At 64.9% G+C, this 14,335-nt stretch carries 13 protein-coding genes; 5 read left to right on the top strand and 8 right to left on the bottom strand.

Annotation, left to right across the window (positions count from 1 at the left end; genetic code table 11):
• The first annotated feature begins 211 nt into the window (after window positions 1-211).
• Genes ACSQ27_RS23670 through ACSQ27_RS23660 form a run of 3 tightly spaced genes read left to right on the top strand, consistent with a single transcriptional unit; the run spans window position 212 to window position 2,864 of the window.
• The gene (locus ACSQ27_RS23670) at window positions 212-1,267 is read left to right on the top strand and encodes an ABC transporter substrate-binding protein (protein WP_436157946.1); all 1,056 of its coding nucleotides are present in this window, start codon (window positions 212-214) and stop codon (window positions 1,265-1,267) included.
• 2 nt (window positions 1,268-1,269) lie between these two features.
• Window positions 1,270-2,094, top strand: coding sequence for an ABC transporter ATP-binding protein (locus ACSQ27_RS23665; RefSeq protein WP_436157945.1), 825 nt, complete (start codon window positions 1,270-1,272; stop codon window positions 2,092-2,094).
• Between the two features lie 2 nt (window positions 2,095-2,096).
• The gene (locus ACSQ27_RS23660) at window positions 2,097-2,864 is read left to right on the top strand and encodes an ABC transporter permease (RefSeq protein ID WP_436158027.1); all 768 of its coding nucleotides are present in this window, start codon (window positions 2,097-2,099) and stop codon (window positions 2,862-2,864) included.
• Window positions 2,865-3,525: 661 nt separating this feature from the next.
• On the opposite strand, the gene ACSQ27_RS23655 is transcribed toward ACSQ27_RS23660, so the two are convergent.
• Window positions 3,526-4,005, bottom strand: a complete 480-nt coding sequence (locus ACSQ27_RS23655; RefSeq protein WP_436157944.1) for a DUF1854 domain-containing protein — start codon at window positions 4,003-4,005, stop codon at window positions 3,526-3,528.
• A gap of 14 nt (window positions 4,006-4,019) precedes the next feature.
• The gene (locus ACSQ27_RS23650) at window positions 4,020-6,362 is read right to left on the bottom strand and encodes an ABC transporter ATP-binding protein (protein WP_436157943.1); all 2,343 of its coding nucleotides are present in this window, start codon (window positions 6,360-6,362) and stop codon (window positions 4,020-4,022) included.
• Between the two features lie 318 nt (window positions 6,363-6,680).
• On the opposite strand from ACSQ27_RS23650, the gene ACSQ27_RS23645 reads away from it, so the two are divergent.
• Together ACSQ27_RS23645 and cphA are read left to right on the top strand one after the other, a co-directional pair.
• Window positions 6,681-8,894: a cyanophycin synthetase gene (locus ACSQ27_RS23645; RefSeq protein WP_436157942.1), complete on the top strand. Its 2,214-nt coding sequence runs from the start codon at window positions 6,681-6,683 to the stop codon at window positions 8,892-8,894.
• Window positions 8,894-11,497, top strand: a complete 2,604-nt coding sequence (gene cphA / locus ACSQ27_RS23640) for a cyanophycin synthetase (protein WP_436157941.1) — start codon at window positions 8,894-8,896, stop codon at window positions 11,495-11,497. The genes ACSQ27_RS23645 and cphA overlap by 1 nt, the downstream gene beginning before the upstream one ends.
• 307 nt (window positions 11,498-11,804) lie before the next feature.
• Here cphA and ACSQ27_RS23635 read toward each other — a convergent pair whose 3' ends face one another.
• The 6 genes from ACSQ27_RS23635 to ACSQ27_RS23610 all read right to left on the bottom strand — a co-directional run bounded on the left by ACSQ27_RS23635 (window position 11,805) and on the right by ACSQ27_RS23610 (window position 14,234).
• Window positions 11,805-12,206 carry a hypothetical protein gene (locus ACSQ27_RS23635; RefSeq protein ID WP_436157940.1) on the bottom strand — a complete coding sequence of 134 codons (402 nt, stop codon included), beginning with the start codon at window positions 12,204-12,206 and terminating at the stop codon, window positions 11,805-11,807.
• Window positions 12,206-12,424 (bottom strand): hypothetical protein, encoded by a 219-nt coding sequence (locus ACSQ27_RS23630; RefSeq protein WP_436157939.1) that lies wholly within the window; start codon window positions 12,422-12,424, stop codon window positions 12,206-12,208. The genes ACSQ27_RS23635 and ACSQ27_RS23630 overlap by 1 nt, the downstream gene beginning before the upstream one ends.
• Window positions 12,425-12,449: 25 nt before the next feature.
• The gene (locus ACSQ27_RS23625) at window positions 12,450-12,887 is read right to left on the bottom strand and encodes a hypothetical protein (RefSeq protein WP_436157938.1); all 438 of its coding nucleotides are present in this window, start codon (window positions 12,885-12,887) and stop codon (window positions 12,450-12,452) included.
• Window positions 12,888-12,934: 47 nt separating this feature from the next.
• Window positions 12,935-13,435 (bottom strand): hypothetical protein, encoded by a 501-nt coding sequence (locus ACSQ27_RS23620; RefSeq protein ID WP_436157937.1) that lies wholly within the window; start codon window positions 13,433-13,435, stop codon window positions 12,935-12,937.
• A gap of 96 nt (window positions 13,436-13,531) precedes the next feature.
• Window positions 13,532-13,858: a hypothetical protein gene (locus ACSQ27_RS23615; protein WP_436157936.1), complete on the bottom strand. Its 327-nt coding sequence runs from the start codon at window positions 13,856-13,858 to the stop codon at window positions 13,532-13,534.
• 28 nt (window positions 13,859-13,886) lie between these two features.
• Entirely contained in the window at window positions 13,887-14,234 is a 348-nt protein-coding gene (locus ACSQ27_RS23610; RefSeq protein WP_436157935.1) for a hypothetical protein, read from the bottom strand.
• Window positions 14,235-14,335 lie beyond the last annotated feature (101 nt).

Raw genomic sequence — 14,335 nt, 5'->3', positions numbered from 1 at the left:
CCCCCGCTTCGGGGGTAATCACGGACGGAAAAATCCGCAAAAGCGGCGAGCCCGGCGCGACTTTCGCCGAAAATAGGCCGCACGCCGTGCCGGCGAGGGTGTTTTGCCCCCACGCCCACCAGGCACGGCATTGTTTTTGCTAATCCTCCCGTAGCTCCCGCTGCCGCTCCTCCGGGCGGCCAGCGCTCTTTTTCTGGCCCAGGACCACCCCATGACCTACCGCATGCCTTTGTTTTCCGCCGCGCAACTCGCCAGGACCGCCGGCCTGCTCGCCGCCACGGCCGCCTTCAGCCTCGCCCACGCGCAGAACACCCCCATCAAGTTCCAGCTCGACTGGCGTTTTGAGGGCCCCGCCGCCCTCTTCCTCACGCCGGTGGCCAAGGGTTATTTCAAGGCCAACAAGCTGGACGTGACGGTGGATGCCGGCAACGGCTCGGGCGGCGCGGTCACGCGTGTGGCCTCCGGCACCTACGACATGGGTTTTGCCGACCTGGCCTCGGTCATGGAATTCCATGCCAACAACCCCGACGCGCCCAACAAACCCGTGGCCGTGATGATGGTCTACAACAACACGCCGGCCTCGGTCATGGCGCTCAAGAAGTCGGGCATCAAGACACCCGCCGACCTCAACGGCAAAAAGATGGGCGCACCGGTGTTCGACGCCGGCCGCCGCGCCTTCCCGGTCTTTGCCAAGGCCAACAAGGTTACCGGCTTCCAGTGGGTCACCATGGACCCGCCGCTGCGCGAAACCATGCTGGCGCGCGGCGACGTCGATGCCATCACCGGTTTTACCTTCACCTCGCTGCTCAACCTCGAGGCGCGCGGCGTCAAGGCCGAGGACGTGGTGGTGCTGCCCTATGCCGACTTCGGCGTGAAGCACTACGGCAACGTCGTGATCGCCTCGCCCAAGCTCATCAAGGAGAACCCGGCCGCCGTCAAGGCCTTCCTGCAGGCCTTCACCAAAGGCGTGAAAGACGTGGTGGCCGACCCGGCCGCCGCGATTGAATTCGTCAAGGCGCGCGACGGCATCATCAACGTGCCGCTCGAAGTGCGCCGCCTGCGCCTGGCGATAGACACCGTGGTCAACAGCCCCGACGCGCGCGCCGAAGGCTTCGGCCAAGTGAAAGCCCCGCGCCTCACGCTGATGGCCTCGCAGGTGTCCGACGCCTTCGGCACCAAGACCCGCGTGGACCCTGCCTTGGTGTGGAACGGCAGCTTTCTGCCCACGGCCGCCGAACTCAACGTGCTGCCAGTCCCCAAGAAATAAGCATGTCCCTGGCCACTGCCGACACCCCTCATTTCGTCGACTTTAGAGACGTCTGGCTCGCCTACAACGACGAGCTGCTCGCGCGCAAACAGTTTTCCGTTGAGGCCATAGACCTGCAGGTGCGGCAGGGCGAGTTCATCGCCATCGTCGGGCCTTCGGGCTGCGGCAAGTCCACCTTCATGAAACTGGCCACCGGCCTGAAGATGCCTTCGGCGGGCCGCATCCTGATCGACGGCCGGCCCGTGACGGGGCCGCTCAAGATCTCCGGCATGGCCTTCCAGGCGCCGTCGCTGCTGCCCTGGCGCACCACGGTCGGCAATGTGCTGCTGCCGCTCGAAATCGTCGAGCCCTACCGCAGCCAGTTCAAGGCCAAGCGAAAAGAGTTTGAAGAACGCGCGCGCCGGCTGCTGCAAAAGGTGGGCCTGGCCGGGTACGAGGACAAATTCCCCTGGCAGCTCTCGGGCGGCATGCAGCAGCGCGTAAGCATCTGCCGCGCGCTGATCCACGAACCCAAGATGCTGCTGCTCGACGAGCCCTTCGGCGCGCTCGACGCCTTCACGCGCGAAGAACTCTGGTGCATCCTGCGCGACCTCTGGACCGAGCAGCGCTTCAACGTGATCCTGGTCACCCATGATTTGCGCGAGTCGGTGTTCCTGGCCGACACGGTGTACGTGATGAGCAAAAGCCCGGGCCGTTTTGTCGTCAGGCGCGAGATAGACCTGCCGCGCCCGCGCGACCTGGAAGTCACTTACACCCGTGAATTCAGCGACATCGTGCATGAGCTGCGCGGCCACATAGGCGCGATGCGCGGCGGGGCGCAGCCATGAACATGAACAACAAGCAGCTCGAGCGTTGGGCGCCGTGGGTTCTGCTGGCCCTGGTGATAGCGCTGTGGCAGGCCGTGTGCGCGGGTTTCTCGGTGCCCGAGTTCATCTTCCCCGCGCCGCTGGCGATCGCCCAGGCCATGGCCGAGTTCGCCGGCCCGATTGCCGAAGCCGCCTGGAAAACCTTCTGGGTCACGATGGTGGGCTTCGGCCTGTCCATCGTCGTCGGTGTGCTGCTGGGCTTTCTGGTCGGTTCGTCACGGCTGGCCTATGCGGCGGTCTACCCGCTGCTGGTGGCCTTCAACGCCGTGCCCAAGGCGGCCATCGTGCCCATCCTGATCGTCTGGTTCGGCATAGGCATAGGCCCCGGCATCCTGACCGCCTTCCTGATCTCTTTTTTCCCCATCACCGTCAACATGGCCACCGGCCTGGCCACGCTGGAGCCCGAGCTTGAAGACGTGCTGCGCGTGCTCGGCGCCAAACGCCGGGACGTGCTCATCAAGGTCGGCCTGCCGCGTTCCATGCCTTATTTTTTCGCCTCGCTCAAGGTGTCGATCACGCTGGCTTTTGTCGGCACCGTGCTGGCCGAAATGACGGCTGGGGATTCGGGGATTGGCTATCTCATGCAGAGTGCCGGGTCGCAACAACGGTTGGCGTTGGCCTTTGCCGGGTTGGTGGTGATTGGGGCTATGGCGATGGCGATGTATGAGTTGTTTAGTTATGTTGAGAAGCACACTACCGGATGGGCTCATCGGGGTTCGCAAGCTGGCTGATCGAGCCGGTTGATCGAGCCGGGTCTTGCGCCGGCTTGCGCGCTCCCTCTCCTCTGTTCTCTCTGCATGGGTTTGCTGGCCGGGGGTAGCCCGGCAGCTACTCACTTTTCTTTTGCTTCGCCAAAAGAAAAGTAAGCAAAAGAAAAGGCGACCCTGGTTGCTGCGTCCCTTCGCTTCGCTACGGGCAACCTGCGGTGCTCGGTTCAGGCGGGGTCTCGCTAAACTCGCCTTCGGCTCAAACAACGCGATCCCTGATCCGCCTGAACCTGCGCTCCTCGGCGCATCCACAAGGGGTGGGGAAGGAATACCAATACCTGAAGAAACAAGGACTCGCCGTGGCGAGTCCTTGTTTGTCTTGGTTTGTTCTTTGGTATTTTTCTTCTGTTCCCGTTTCCGATCCCGCTTGCCCCGTCCTGGCTGGGCCGAGGAGCGCAGAGACAAGCGGATCAGGGCCGGCGTTGTTTGAGCCGAAGGCGAGTTTAGCCGGACCCCGCTTGGCTCGAGCACCGCAGGTTGCCCGTAGCGAAGCGCAGGGACCCAGACTGCGGGTCGCCTTTTCTTTGCTTACTTTCTTTTGGCGAAGCAAAAGAAAGTGAGTTGCTGCCGGCAACCCCGGCCAGCAGATCTCAGAAGAGGGCACGCCGCTGGAGCAAGAACCAGCCTAAAGAAACCTCTCCAACAGCCGCCGAGAAGCCCGATCCAACGCAGTCATATCCCGAACACTGTACTGAACCCCTTGGCTGCCGGCAATCAGCAAGCCCGTCCGCGCCAAGCGACGAATGTCCTCCTCCCCCTTGAGGATGAAAGACGTTTCACCGCGGTCGGTCTCTACAGTCCACACACTGGGCGTACCAAAGCTGGAAACACTTTTAAGCCGCGTAATCTCAGGCACAAAATCCCGCAACGCAAGTTCTTCCTCAAGCAGCGCGCGCGCCGCCGGCGCCACAGGCTGCAGGCTGTCAACCCAGGCAACCTCATGGCCTTCGGTGTTGACCAGCGAAATACCTTCGTCGGGCGCGGCAATGGGAAAGGCCCGTACCGGCACGACGCCTGCATGTGCCTGGCCACCCGCGTCGGTGAACACCAGGCGGCCCGAGGCGTCGCGCACCAACTGAAGAGAAGAAGAAATGGAATCAGTCATTTGAAGTCCTGAGCTCATGCGTTGTCGACGTGATGGGCGGCGTGGGCGATCTGCGAGGTGGCCAGTGCGATGCGGCCTTCCTCGGCTTCCTCGCCGCCTTCTTCGTTGTCCACCTGGCGCGCCTGGGCTTCGTAGAGCCTCCAGTAGTGGCCCTGCTTGGCCATCAACTCGTCGTGCGGGCCGACTTCGACCACCTGGCCGCGGTCCATCACCACCAGGCGGTCGGCCTTGCGCAGCGTCGAGAGGCGGTGGGCAATCGCGATGGTGGTGCGGCCCTGCACCAGGTTGTCGAGGGCGCGCTGGATTTCTTTTTCGGTCTCGGTGTCCACCGAGGACGTGGCCTCGTCGAGGATCAGGATGCGCGGGTCTATCAGCAGCGCGCGTGCGATCGAGATGCGCTGGCGCTCACCGCCCGACAGGCCCTGGCCGCGCTCGCCGACCAGCGAGTCGTAGCCCTGCGGCAAGCGCAGGATGAACTCATGCGCATGGGCGGCACGCGCGGCGGCCACGATCTCGGCGCGTGTGGCGCCGGGCTTGCCGTAGGCGATGTTCTCGGCAATCGTGCCGAAGAACAGGAAAGGCTCCTGCAGCACCAGGCCGATGTGGCGGCGGTAGTCGGCCACGCCGAAGCGGCGTATGTCGGTGCCGTCCACGCTGATGGCGCCATCGCTCACGTCGTAAAAGCGGCAGATCAGGTTGACCAGCGTGCTCTTGCCCGAGCCGCTGTGGCCCACCAGGCCAATCATCTCGCCGGGCCGTATCTGCAGGTCCAGCCCGCGTATCACCGAGCGGTTGCCATAACGAAAGCCCAGGTTCTTCATGTCGATGCGGCCTTCGAGCTTGCCGATCTTCACCGGGTTGGCGGTTTCCGGCACGTTGGACACATGGTCCAGGATGTCGAAGATGCGCTTGGCGCCGGCCGCGGCTTTTTGCGTGACCGACACGATGCGGCTCATGGAATCGAGCCGGCCGTAAAAGCGGCCTATGTAGGCGATAAAGGCGGTCAGCACACCGACCGTGATCTGCTGCCTGGACACCAGCCAGATGCCGAAGGCCCAGACCACCAACAAGCCCACTTCGGTCAGCAGCGAGACCGTGGGCGTGAACAGCGACCAGGTCTTGTTGAGCTTGTCGTTGACGGCCAGGTTGTGCTGGTTGACCTCGCGAAAACGCTGGGCCTCGCGCTTTTCCTGGGCGAAGGCTTTCACCACACGAATGCCGGGAATCGTGTCGGCCAGCACATTGGTCACGTCCGACCAGACGCGGTCTATCTTTTCAAAACCGGTGCGCAGCTTGTCGCGCACCACATGGATCATCCAGCCGATAAAGGGCAGCGGCAGCAGCGTGACCACCGCCAGCCAGGGGTTGATGGAAAACAGGATGACCGCGGTCATCACGATCATCAGCACGTCGGTCGCGAAGTCCAGCGCATGCAGCGACAGGAACACGCAGATGCGGTCGGTTTCCGAGCCGATGCGCGACATCAGGTCGCCGGTGCGCTTGCCGCCGAAGTAGTCCAGCGACAGCTCCAGCAGGTGGTCAAACGTGGCGGTGCGCAGGTCGGCGCCTATGCGCTCGGACACCAGCGCCAGCAAATAGGTGCGCGCCCAGTTCAGCGCCCAGCCCAGCACGGCCGCGCCCAGCAGGCCGCCCAGCAGCGCGCCGACCTTCCAGGGCTCAATCTGCTGGCCGTTCTGGAAGGGAATCAGGATGTCGTCCATCAGCGGGATGGTCAGGTAGGGCGGCACCAGGGTCGCGGCAGTGGAGGCCAGCGTCAGTAGAAACCCGGCCAGCAGCTGGTGGCGGTAAGGGTGGGCAAAACGCCAGAGGCGCAGCAGCACCCAGGTCGAAGGCGGGGTGTGCAGCTCGCGGGCGCAGGCCGGGCACTCCTCGCTGTCCGGCGGCAGCGGCAGGTCGCATTCGGGGCACAGGGCCGCCTCGTCGGCTGGGGGCGCTTCGGCCAGGCCCTGGGCCGCCTGCTGCTGGGCGAACAGGCGCACCAGGCGCAGCGCCTGCACGTTGGCGCCCAGCGTGAAACGCCAGCCGGCCAGGCGAATACCCGCCTGGTGCAGCTCCAGCGTGCCCACGCCGGCATGGTCGAAATGGCGCAGCGACAGGCCCGGCAAGCCCTTGCCGGCCGCGTCCACCGTGGGCCAGGCGGCCCATTCACCGCCCGGGGCGCGGGCCAGCAGGCGGCGGTCGGTCAGGGCCAGCAGGCCCTGGGCGAAACGAAGTTGGCTGTCCAGGTCAACCGTAAGCGTACACAGAACGTTTTCCTGGGTTGCAAGTTGTGAGCGAAGCCCCGCCAAAGCGGGGTCGGTAAGGCTGGAGTCGTCTGCCGGGTGTTTGTGTTGCATTGTGTTGGTGAATTCTTGGCGTCCCGCATCTGGCGCGGCTGGGTTTTCGCAGGTCTTGGTCTTCGCGCGTGGGGAACCCGAACTGGGGATTTTCGCCGAATGCAGCCTGGAACGACAAAATTTGCCCCTCAATCCCCGAAAATGGTGAAACCGTCTACCGATCCCAGGCGACGGCCCTGTTCGCGATAAGAACAAATACATAACGAGACACACGGGGATCCACCGGAGCCGTCACAGGCCCCACACTGAAATTCATCGGCCGGGACCAGGCCTCGCACCGACGGGTGCGGCGCCTGCCTGCCGACCATGTTGAGAACAATGAGCCCTCAGGACGACATCAAGCTGCTGCGCATCAATTACCTGCGCGGTCCCAACATCTGGACTTACCGGGCCGTGCTTGAGGTCTGGCTGGATCTCGGCACCCTCGAAGACTTCCCCTCCAACGACCTCCCCGGCTTCAACGACCGCCTGGTCGCCCTGCTGCCGGCCCTGGTCGAACACCACTGCGGCGTGGGCGAGCGCGGCGGCTTCATCCAGCGCCTGCTGGAAGGCACCTGGTCCGGCCACGTGCTGGAGCATGTGGTGATCGAGCTGCTCAACCTGTCCGACATGCCCACCGGTTTCGGCCAGACGCGCAGCACCACACAACGCGGCGTCTACCGCATGGTGTTCCGCGCGCGCGACGAGCAGGTCGCGCGCACCGCGCTGGCCGAGGGCCATCGCCTGCTGATGGCCGCCATCAACGGCACGCCCTACGGCCCCGCCGACGTGCAGGCCGCCGTCGAGAAAATCCGCGCCAAGGTCGACGACTGCTACCTCGGGCCCAGCACCGCTTCCATCGTGGCCGCCGCCACCGACCGCCGCATCCCCCACATCCGCCTGAACGACGGCAACCTGGTGCAGCTGGGCTACGGCGCCAGCCAGCGCCGCATCTGGACGGCCGAGACCGACCTCACCAGCGCCATCGCCGAAGGCATCGCCCACGACAAGGACCTCACCAAAAGCCTGCTCGCCACCTGCGGCGTGCCGGTGCCCGAGGGCCAGATCGTCGCCACGCCCGAAGAAGCCTGGGAAGCCGCCGAAGACATCGGCCTGCCGGTGGTCGTCAAGCCCTCCGACGGCAACCACGGCCGCGGCGTCTCGCTGGACCTCAAGACGCGCGCCGAAATCGAGGCCGCCTTCGTGGTGGCCGCCCGCCACGGCAGCGAGGTCATGGTCGAGCGCTTTGTGCGCGGCCATGAGCACCGCCTGCTGGTCGTCGGCGGCCGCGTGGTCGCCGCCGCGCGCGGCGAAGCCGCCTGGGTGACCGGCGACGGCAGCGCCACCGTCGTCCAGCTGGTCGACGCCCAGCTCAACACCGACCCGCGCCGCGGCGTCGGCGAAGATTTCCCGCTGGGCCGCATCAACGCGGCCAGCGACGGCGCCGTCATCCTCGACCTGCAGCGCCAGGGCCTGGCACCCGACAGCGTGCCCGCCGTCGGCCGCGAAGTGCTGATCCAGCGCAACGGCAACGTCGCCATCGACTGCACCGACGCCGTGCATCCCGAGGTCGACCACGTCGTCTCGCTGGCCGCGCGTGTCGTCGGCCTGGACATCGCCGGCGTCGACGTCGTCGCGCAAGATATTTCCCGCCCCTTGCATGAACAGGGCGGCGCCATCGTCGAGGTCAACGCCGGCCCCGGCCTCTTGATGCACCTCAAGCCCGCCGAGGGCGCGCCGCGCCCCGTGGGCCGCGCCATCTGCGACCACCTGTTCCCGCATAACGCCGATGCCGACGCCGGCACCGACGGCCGCATCCCCATCGTCGGCATCGCCGGCTCCGGTGGCAACTACCGCGTCGCCCGGCTGGTGGCCTGGCTGCTGCACCTGTCGGGCCGGCACACCGGCCTGGCCTGCCAGGCCGGCCTGTTCCTCGACCAGCGCTGCGTGGACGCCTCCGACTGCGCCAACTGGGAAGCCGGCCAGCGCCTCTTGATCAACCGCGCGGTGCAGGCCGCCGTCTTTGAAAACGGCGCCGACACCATCCTGCGCACCGGCCTGCCTTATGACAAATGCCAGGTCGGCGTGGTCACCGATTTGGGCGGCGCGCAAGGCCTGGCCGAGTTCGACATCACCGAAGACGACCAGATGTTCAAGGTCATGCGCTCGCAGGTCGACGTGGTGCTGCCCGGCGGCGCCGCCGTGCTCAATGCCACCGACCCGCGCATCGCCGGGATGGCCGAGCTCTGCGACGGCGAAGTGATCTTCTACAGCATCGACCCCAAGGCTCCTGCCATCGTTTCGCATTGCGCCCAGGGCGGCCGTGCCCTTTTTATCCGGCAGGACCAGGTGGTGCTGGCCACCGGCGCGAGCGAGGCCTTCTTGCCCGGCCTCGGCAAGCTGGGCGCGTGGCGTGAACGCCGCGGCCTCACCGAAGACGCCCTGCTGGCCGCCATAGGCGCGGCCTGGGCGCTCGGCATTTCGCTCAACCTGATAGGCGCCGGCATGGAAGCCTTCGAAACCACCCCTAAAACCGCCGGGAGTGCCGAATAATGGAAGTGTCCCGTATCCGCGCCCTGCGCGGGCCCAACCTCTGGAGCCGCCACACCGCGCTCGAAGCCATCGTCGCCTGCACTGCCGTCGAATGCAACATCGCCGACCTGCCCGGCTTCGAGCCGCGCGTGCGCGCGCTCTTCCCCGGTATGGGCGCGCTGCGCCAGACCGGCCACGCCGGCGCGCTGTCGCTGGCCCATGTGCTTGAAGCCGCCGCGCTTGAACTGCAGGCCGCCGCCGGCTGCCCCATCACCTTCAGCCACACGGCAGCCACCGTCGAGGCCGGCACCTACCAGGTCGTTGTCGAGTACAGCGAGGAAGCCGTCGGCCGCCTGGCCTTTGAACTGGCCCAGGCGCTGATCCACGCCGCCCTGCGCGACACCGCCTTCGACCTCGACGCCGCCATCGCCCAGCTGCGCGACCTCGACGAGGACGAGCGCCTGGGCCCCAGCACCGGCGCCATCGTCGACGCCGCCGTCGCGCGCGGCATTCCTTACCGCCGCCTCACCAAGGGCAGCATGGTGCAGTTCGGCTGGGGCGCCAAGCAGCGCCGCATCCAGGCCGCCGAAGTCGATTCCACCAGCGCCGTCGCCGAATCCATCGCGCAAGACAAGGACCTCACCAAAAAGCTGCTGCGCGCCGCCGGCGTTCCCGTGCCGCTGGGCCGGCCCGTCACCGACCCCGACGACGCCTGGGCCGCGGCCCGGCAGGTCGGCCTGCCCGTGGTCGTCAAGCCGCAGGACGGCAACCAAGGCAAGGGCGTCACCGTCAACATCAGCACGCGCGAGCACCTGGAGGTCGCCTACAAGGCCGCCGCCGAGCACGGCGAGGTCATGGTCGAAAAATTTCTGCCCGGCAGCGACTTCCGCCTGCTGGTGGTCGGCAGCAAGCTGGTCGCCGCCTCGCGGCGCGAGCCGCCGCAGGTGGTGGGCGACGGCCTGCACACCGTGCGCGAACTCGTCGACATCGTCAACCAGGACCCACGGCGCGGCGAAGGCCACGCCACCTCGCTGACCAAGATCCGCTTTGACGACATCGCCGTCGCGCGCCTCGAAGTGCAGGAGCTCACGCCCGAATCGATTCCCGCCAAGGGCCGGCGCGTCATCCTGCGCAACAACGCCAATCTCAGCACCGGCGGCACCGCCACCGACGTCACCGACGACGTGCATCCCTCCGTCGCCGCGCGCGCCGTGGCCGCCGCGCAAATGGTCGGCCTGCACATCTGCGGCGTCGACGTGGTCTGCGAAAGCATGCTGCGCCCGCTCGAGTCGCAAAACGGCGGCGTCGTCGAAGTCAACGCCGCACCCGGCCTGCGCATGCACCTGTCGCCCTCCTACGGCAAGGGCCGCGCTGTCGGCGCCGCCATGATCGACGAACTCTTCCCCGCCGGTGACAACGGCCGCGTGCCCGTCATCGCCGTCACCGGCACCAACGGCAAGACCACCACCACCCGCCTGATCGCCCACCTGATGGCCGCCGAAGGCCTGCGCACCGGCATGACCAACACCGACGGCGTCTACATCAACGGCCGGCAGACCGACAGCGGCGACTGCAGCGGCCCCAAGAGCGCGCGCAACGTGCTCATGCACCCCGACGTGGACGCGGCGGTGTTTGAGATCGCGCGCGGCGGCGTGCTGCGCGAAGGCCTGGGCTTCGACCGCTGTGAAGTCGCCGTCGTCACCAACATCGGCAGCGGCGACCACCTCGGCCTGAACTACATCACCACTGTCGAAGACCTGGCCGTGCTCAAGCGCGTCATCGTGCAGAACGTGTCCAACACCGGCTATGCCGTGCTCAATGCCGCCGACCCCATCGTCGCCGACATGGCCGCCACCTGCCCCGGCAAGGTCATCTTCTTCGCCGCCGACCGGCACCACCCGCTCATGGCCACGCACCGTGCCCAAGGCAAACGCACCGTGTATGTCGACGGCCCCATGCTGGTGGCCGCCGAAGGCGCCTGGGTCGAGCGCATCCCGCTGCAGGGCGTGCCCGTCACCCGCGGCGGCAGCATCAGCTTCCAGGTCGAGAACGTCATGGCCGCCGTCGCCGCCGCCTGGGGCGCGGGCCTGAACTGGGACACCATCAAGCGCGGCCTCGCCAGCTTCGTCAACGACGCCCACAACGCGCCCGGCCGTTTCAACGTCATGGACTACAAGGGCGCCACCGTCATCGCCGACTACGGCCACAACCCCGACGCCATGCGCGCCCTGGTGGCCGCCGTCGACGCCATGCCCGCCACGCCAGGCCAGCGCCGCAGCGTCGTCATCAGCGGCGCCGGCGACCGCCGCGACAGCGACATCCGCGACCAGACCATCATCCTGGGCGGCGCCTTTGACGACGTCATCCTCTACCAGGACGCCGCCCAGCGCGGCCGCGCCGACGGCGAGGTCATGGCCTTGCTGCGGCAGGGGCTGGAGGGCGAGCACAAAGCTCGCCGCACGAAACGCATCGATGAGATTCGCGGTGAGTTTTTGGCGATCGATACTGCGCTTGAACGGTTGTCGCCGGGGGATCTTTGCCTGGTGCTGGTTGACCAGGTGCAGGAGGCGCTTGACCATCTGGCTGGTCGGGTCAAGGATGCTAAGGAGAAGGTGGCGCAGTAAGGGTTCATTGCAGCCGGGTCTTGCTCCGGCTTGCGCGCTCCTGCCCTCCTCTAAGACCTGCTGGCCGGGGTTGCCGGCAGCAACTCACTTTCTTTTGCTTCGCCAAAAGAAAGTAAGCAAAGAAAAGGCGACCCGCAGTCTGGGTCCCTGCGCTTCGCTACGGGCAACCTGCGGTGCTCGAGCCAAGCGGGGTCTGGCTAAACTCGCCTTCGGCTCAAACAACGCCGGCCCTGATCCGCTTGTCTCTGCGCTCCTCGGCCCAGCCAGGACGGGGCAAGCGGGGGCGGGAACGGGGACAGAAGCTAGGTCAGGTGCGATCGCTTGAGACCCAGTCGTTGAAGTATTCCCGTTGCTGCGCGACGGTGGCGGGTATGACGTCCGGGCCTTCCGAAAAGATGTCCACGAGGTCGGCCATCTTTGCGTGCTTTCCGGCTTGCATCCTGTAAGCCACCCTCCCGCTCGCCATGCTCCTGGCCATGCCTGAGGGATAGACATTCAAGCTCGCACCGTAACAAAAAAGCAAAAGGCCCTCAGCCTCCAGCTGAAGCCGGATCGCGCAAAGCGCTTTAAAGAAGTCATCGGCGCTGGCCGTGGCTTCCCGCCCTCGCCAGGTGAGCTTCAGGCCGCAGCTGTCGCCGGCCTCTTCCTCGAGCAGCGTTGCGCGCTCGTCGTCCGCGCCACCAATGAGGAAAATTGAATGCGTTTCCACTAGGGCTTCCTTCCGCCTTTCTGCTCCGCAATCAACTTCGCCCGCCCGGATTCCTGCCATCGGGCAGCCCAGAAACCCAGCAGCCGGAGGAAGAGCAAATAGCCAATAGCCAAGGCAAACGACAGCCAGTCGCCGAGCCATGCCCGTACGGCCTCTTGCCAATAGGCCAAGGGGAGCAGTCCAATCAAATAGATCCAGAAAGGCCAGTGTTTGGTCATTGGTTTATGGATGGTCACTCAGACCTTAACGTTTGGCGCCAGGGGCATCGCCAGGCACCCGGCGGAAGCGGTGATCGCACCACGCGTTAACCTCTTCATCCGTGTAGCCGAGCAAAAAGCTTTCCAAGCGCTCCATTTCTTCGGAGTGCCAGCTGTCCATTCGATAGCGCACCCGCAAAAGAAGCGAGAGGGCAGGAATTCTCCAGGCCTCTTCGGCAAGGGCGAAAAACACGTACTTGATCCGTACGTTGCGCTTCAATCCGGCGTGAAATGTTCCGGTGTACGTTTCTTCACCGCGCACAAAAAGGCCGCTGCCGAGATAAGGAGCAAACTTTCCCTCCGGAATGATGTCCTCATGCGGTAGAACGCTGATTTCGTCGCAGAACATCGCCAGCGGCTTCTTCCCCGCCAACATGAGTTCCAGTTCGCGATTTGTATGGTTTACAGCGTTGAGGTCGATCATGAACTGGGGTGATTCTGGAAAACTTGACGTCTGATCTGCCAGGCAAATCACATGAGACGGAGAGCTGACACATCAGGCCTCAAGGCAAGATCGAACGCTTGCGTGAACCGGACCCCGTTAAAGGTATGCGTGCAACACGCACACAGCGGTGCGAGACTTGAGGGACCCAGTGAAGGATTGACGATCTGTAATCGACCCTGCTCGTCAACGCGCAAGCCACTGAAATAACTGGCTTCACCCGTACGGACATATTCCTTCTCGTCGGAGGAACGAATTGCGACGAGCCAAAATATCGGGTCCGGACGATCAAGCCGCGACACCGCCTCGGCGTGTACCTCGTTCCAGTTTGCGCCCACTTTGGACAGGAGAAACCTGAAGAGCGGCGTGTAATCAAGCCCTCTTCGTGCCTTGCCGCGCATGGGCAGGCGGGTCTCCTCGGATTCACGCTGCAACTTGCCGTTGCGCTGTTCGTGAAAGTCCCCGCCGAAACGATGGTGAACACCGTGAGCCGTCGTATTCACTTTGCGGAAGAGCGGATCTTTTTTCATTGTGCGGCCTGATGTGAAGGTAAGCGCCGGTTATGCAGTTGAAACATAAGTCATGGCTTTATGTGGCGCTTAAGATAGTTTTCCGCCCGGCTCTGCTCATTGCTCGTCCCGCTTTTTTCTGAGTAAGCCCCAACCTGCAGAAATAACGCAGCCGCCCAGGAACAGGCAAAACGCCGCTGCCATGAGGCGGCCGAAGACGCCCTCGCCTGCCAGCACCGTCACGGGCCCATATTTGGACGGGTTGACCGTTTGGCCCGACTCAAGAAAGATGGCTGTGCAGAAAAGCAGGAAGCAAACGCCTACCAGGATGCAGCCCAAGCCCAGTGCCGCGTCACTTACCGCTTTGCTCAGTACTCCCATAGCGTTCAATCCATAGATCACCACGGGAAAGGCCAGCAGCCCGAAGAAAACAAGCAGTTCCACTACTACAGGCTCCGCTTCCCAGCCCAGCTCATGCCTGGAACTCACGAATAACTTCAATGAGGCCCACGATGTTGTCATTGAGCGCGTCGAGCTCTTCCGCGGGAACCCACCATTCCGTATGATGCGCACCGCCCACTTTTTCGACCTTGTAGCGCGCCATGAATTCGCTGCGCACTTCGAACTTTGTCACGCAGCCGTAGCCGCTGGCGGGGACATTCCAGTCCCTGGCAATCTCGACTGCGTACTGCTCGTTTGTCACGGGATAAAAGATGGGCTGCTCCGGCAGGCGCGGCGGCCACTTCCTGTAGCCGCTCTGCTTCACAAGCTCAAGCTCCTCTGGGCCGGTCGGGCGATACAGGGTGGTCGTTTCGTTCATCCGGAAGATTGTGCCAGCCCTCGGCCGGGTCTTGCTCCGGCTTGCGCGCCTGTGCCCTTTGCTTGGGCTTGCTGGCCGGGGTCGCCCGGCATGCGACTCAC

This window comes from Polaromonas sp. LjRoot131, assembly GCF_964252805.1.
Classification (GTDB): Bacteria; Pseudomonadota; Gammaproteobacteria; order Burkholderiales; family Burkholderiaceae_C; genus Polaromonas.
This window is presented reverse-complemented; position numbering and strand designations above follow the sequence as displayed.

Coding starts and splice junctions, on each gene's coding strand:
- ACSQ27_RS23670 (WP_436157946.1), top strand. CDS start 212: ATGACCTACCGCATGCCTTTGTTTTCCGCCGCGCAACTCGCCAGGACC.
- ACSQ27_RS23665 (WP_436157945.1), top strand. CDS start 1,270: ATGTCCCTGGCCACTGCCGACACCCCTCATTTCGTCGACTTTAGAGAC.
- ACSQ27_RS23660 (WP_436158027.1), top strand. CDS start 2,097: ATGAACAACAAGCAGCTCGAGCGTTGGGCGCCGTGGGTTCTGCTGGCC.
- ACSQ27_RS23655 (WP_436157944.1), bottom strand. CDS start 4,005: ATGACTGATTCCATTTCTTCTTCTCTTCAGTTGGTGCGCGACGCCTCG.
- ACSQ27_RS23650 (WP_436157943.1), bottom strand. CDS start 6,362: ATGCAACACAAACACCCGGCAGACGACTCCAGCCTTACCGACCCCGCT.
- ACSQ27_RS23645 (WP_436157942.1), top strand. CDS start 6,681: ATGAGCCCTCAGGACGACATCAAGCTGCTGCGCATCAATTACCTGCGC.
- cphA (WP_436157941.1), top strand. CDS start 8,894: ATGGAAGTGTCCCGTATCCGCGCCCTGCGCGGGCCCAACCTCTGGAGC.
- ACSQ27_RS23630 (WP_436157939.1), bottom strand. CDS start 12,424: ATGACCAAACACTGGCCTTTCTGGATCTATTTGATTGGACTGCTCCCC.
- ACSQ27_RS23625 (WP_436157938.1), bottom strand. CDS start 12,887: ATGATCGACCTCAACGCTGTAAACCATACAAATCGCGAACTGGAACTC.
- ACSQ27_RS23620 (WP_436157937.1), bottom strand. CDS start 13,435: ATGAAAAAAGATCCGCTCTTCCGCAAAGTGAATACGACGGCTCACGGT.
- ACSQ27_RS23610 (WP_436157935.1), bottom strand. CDS start 14,234: ATGAACGAAACGACCACCCTGTATCGCCCGACCGGCCCAGAGGAGCTT.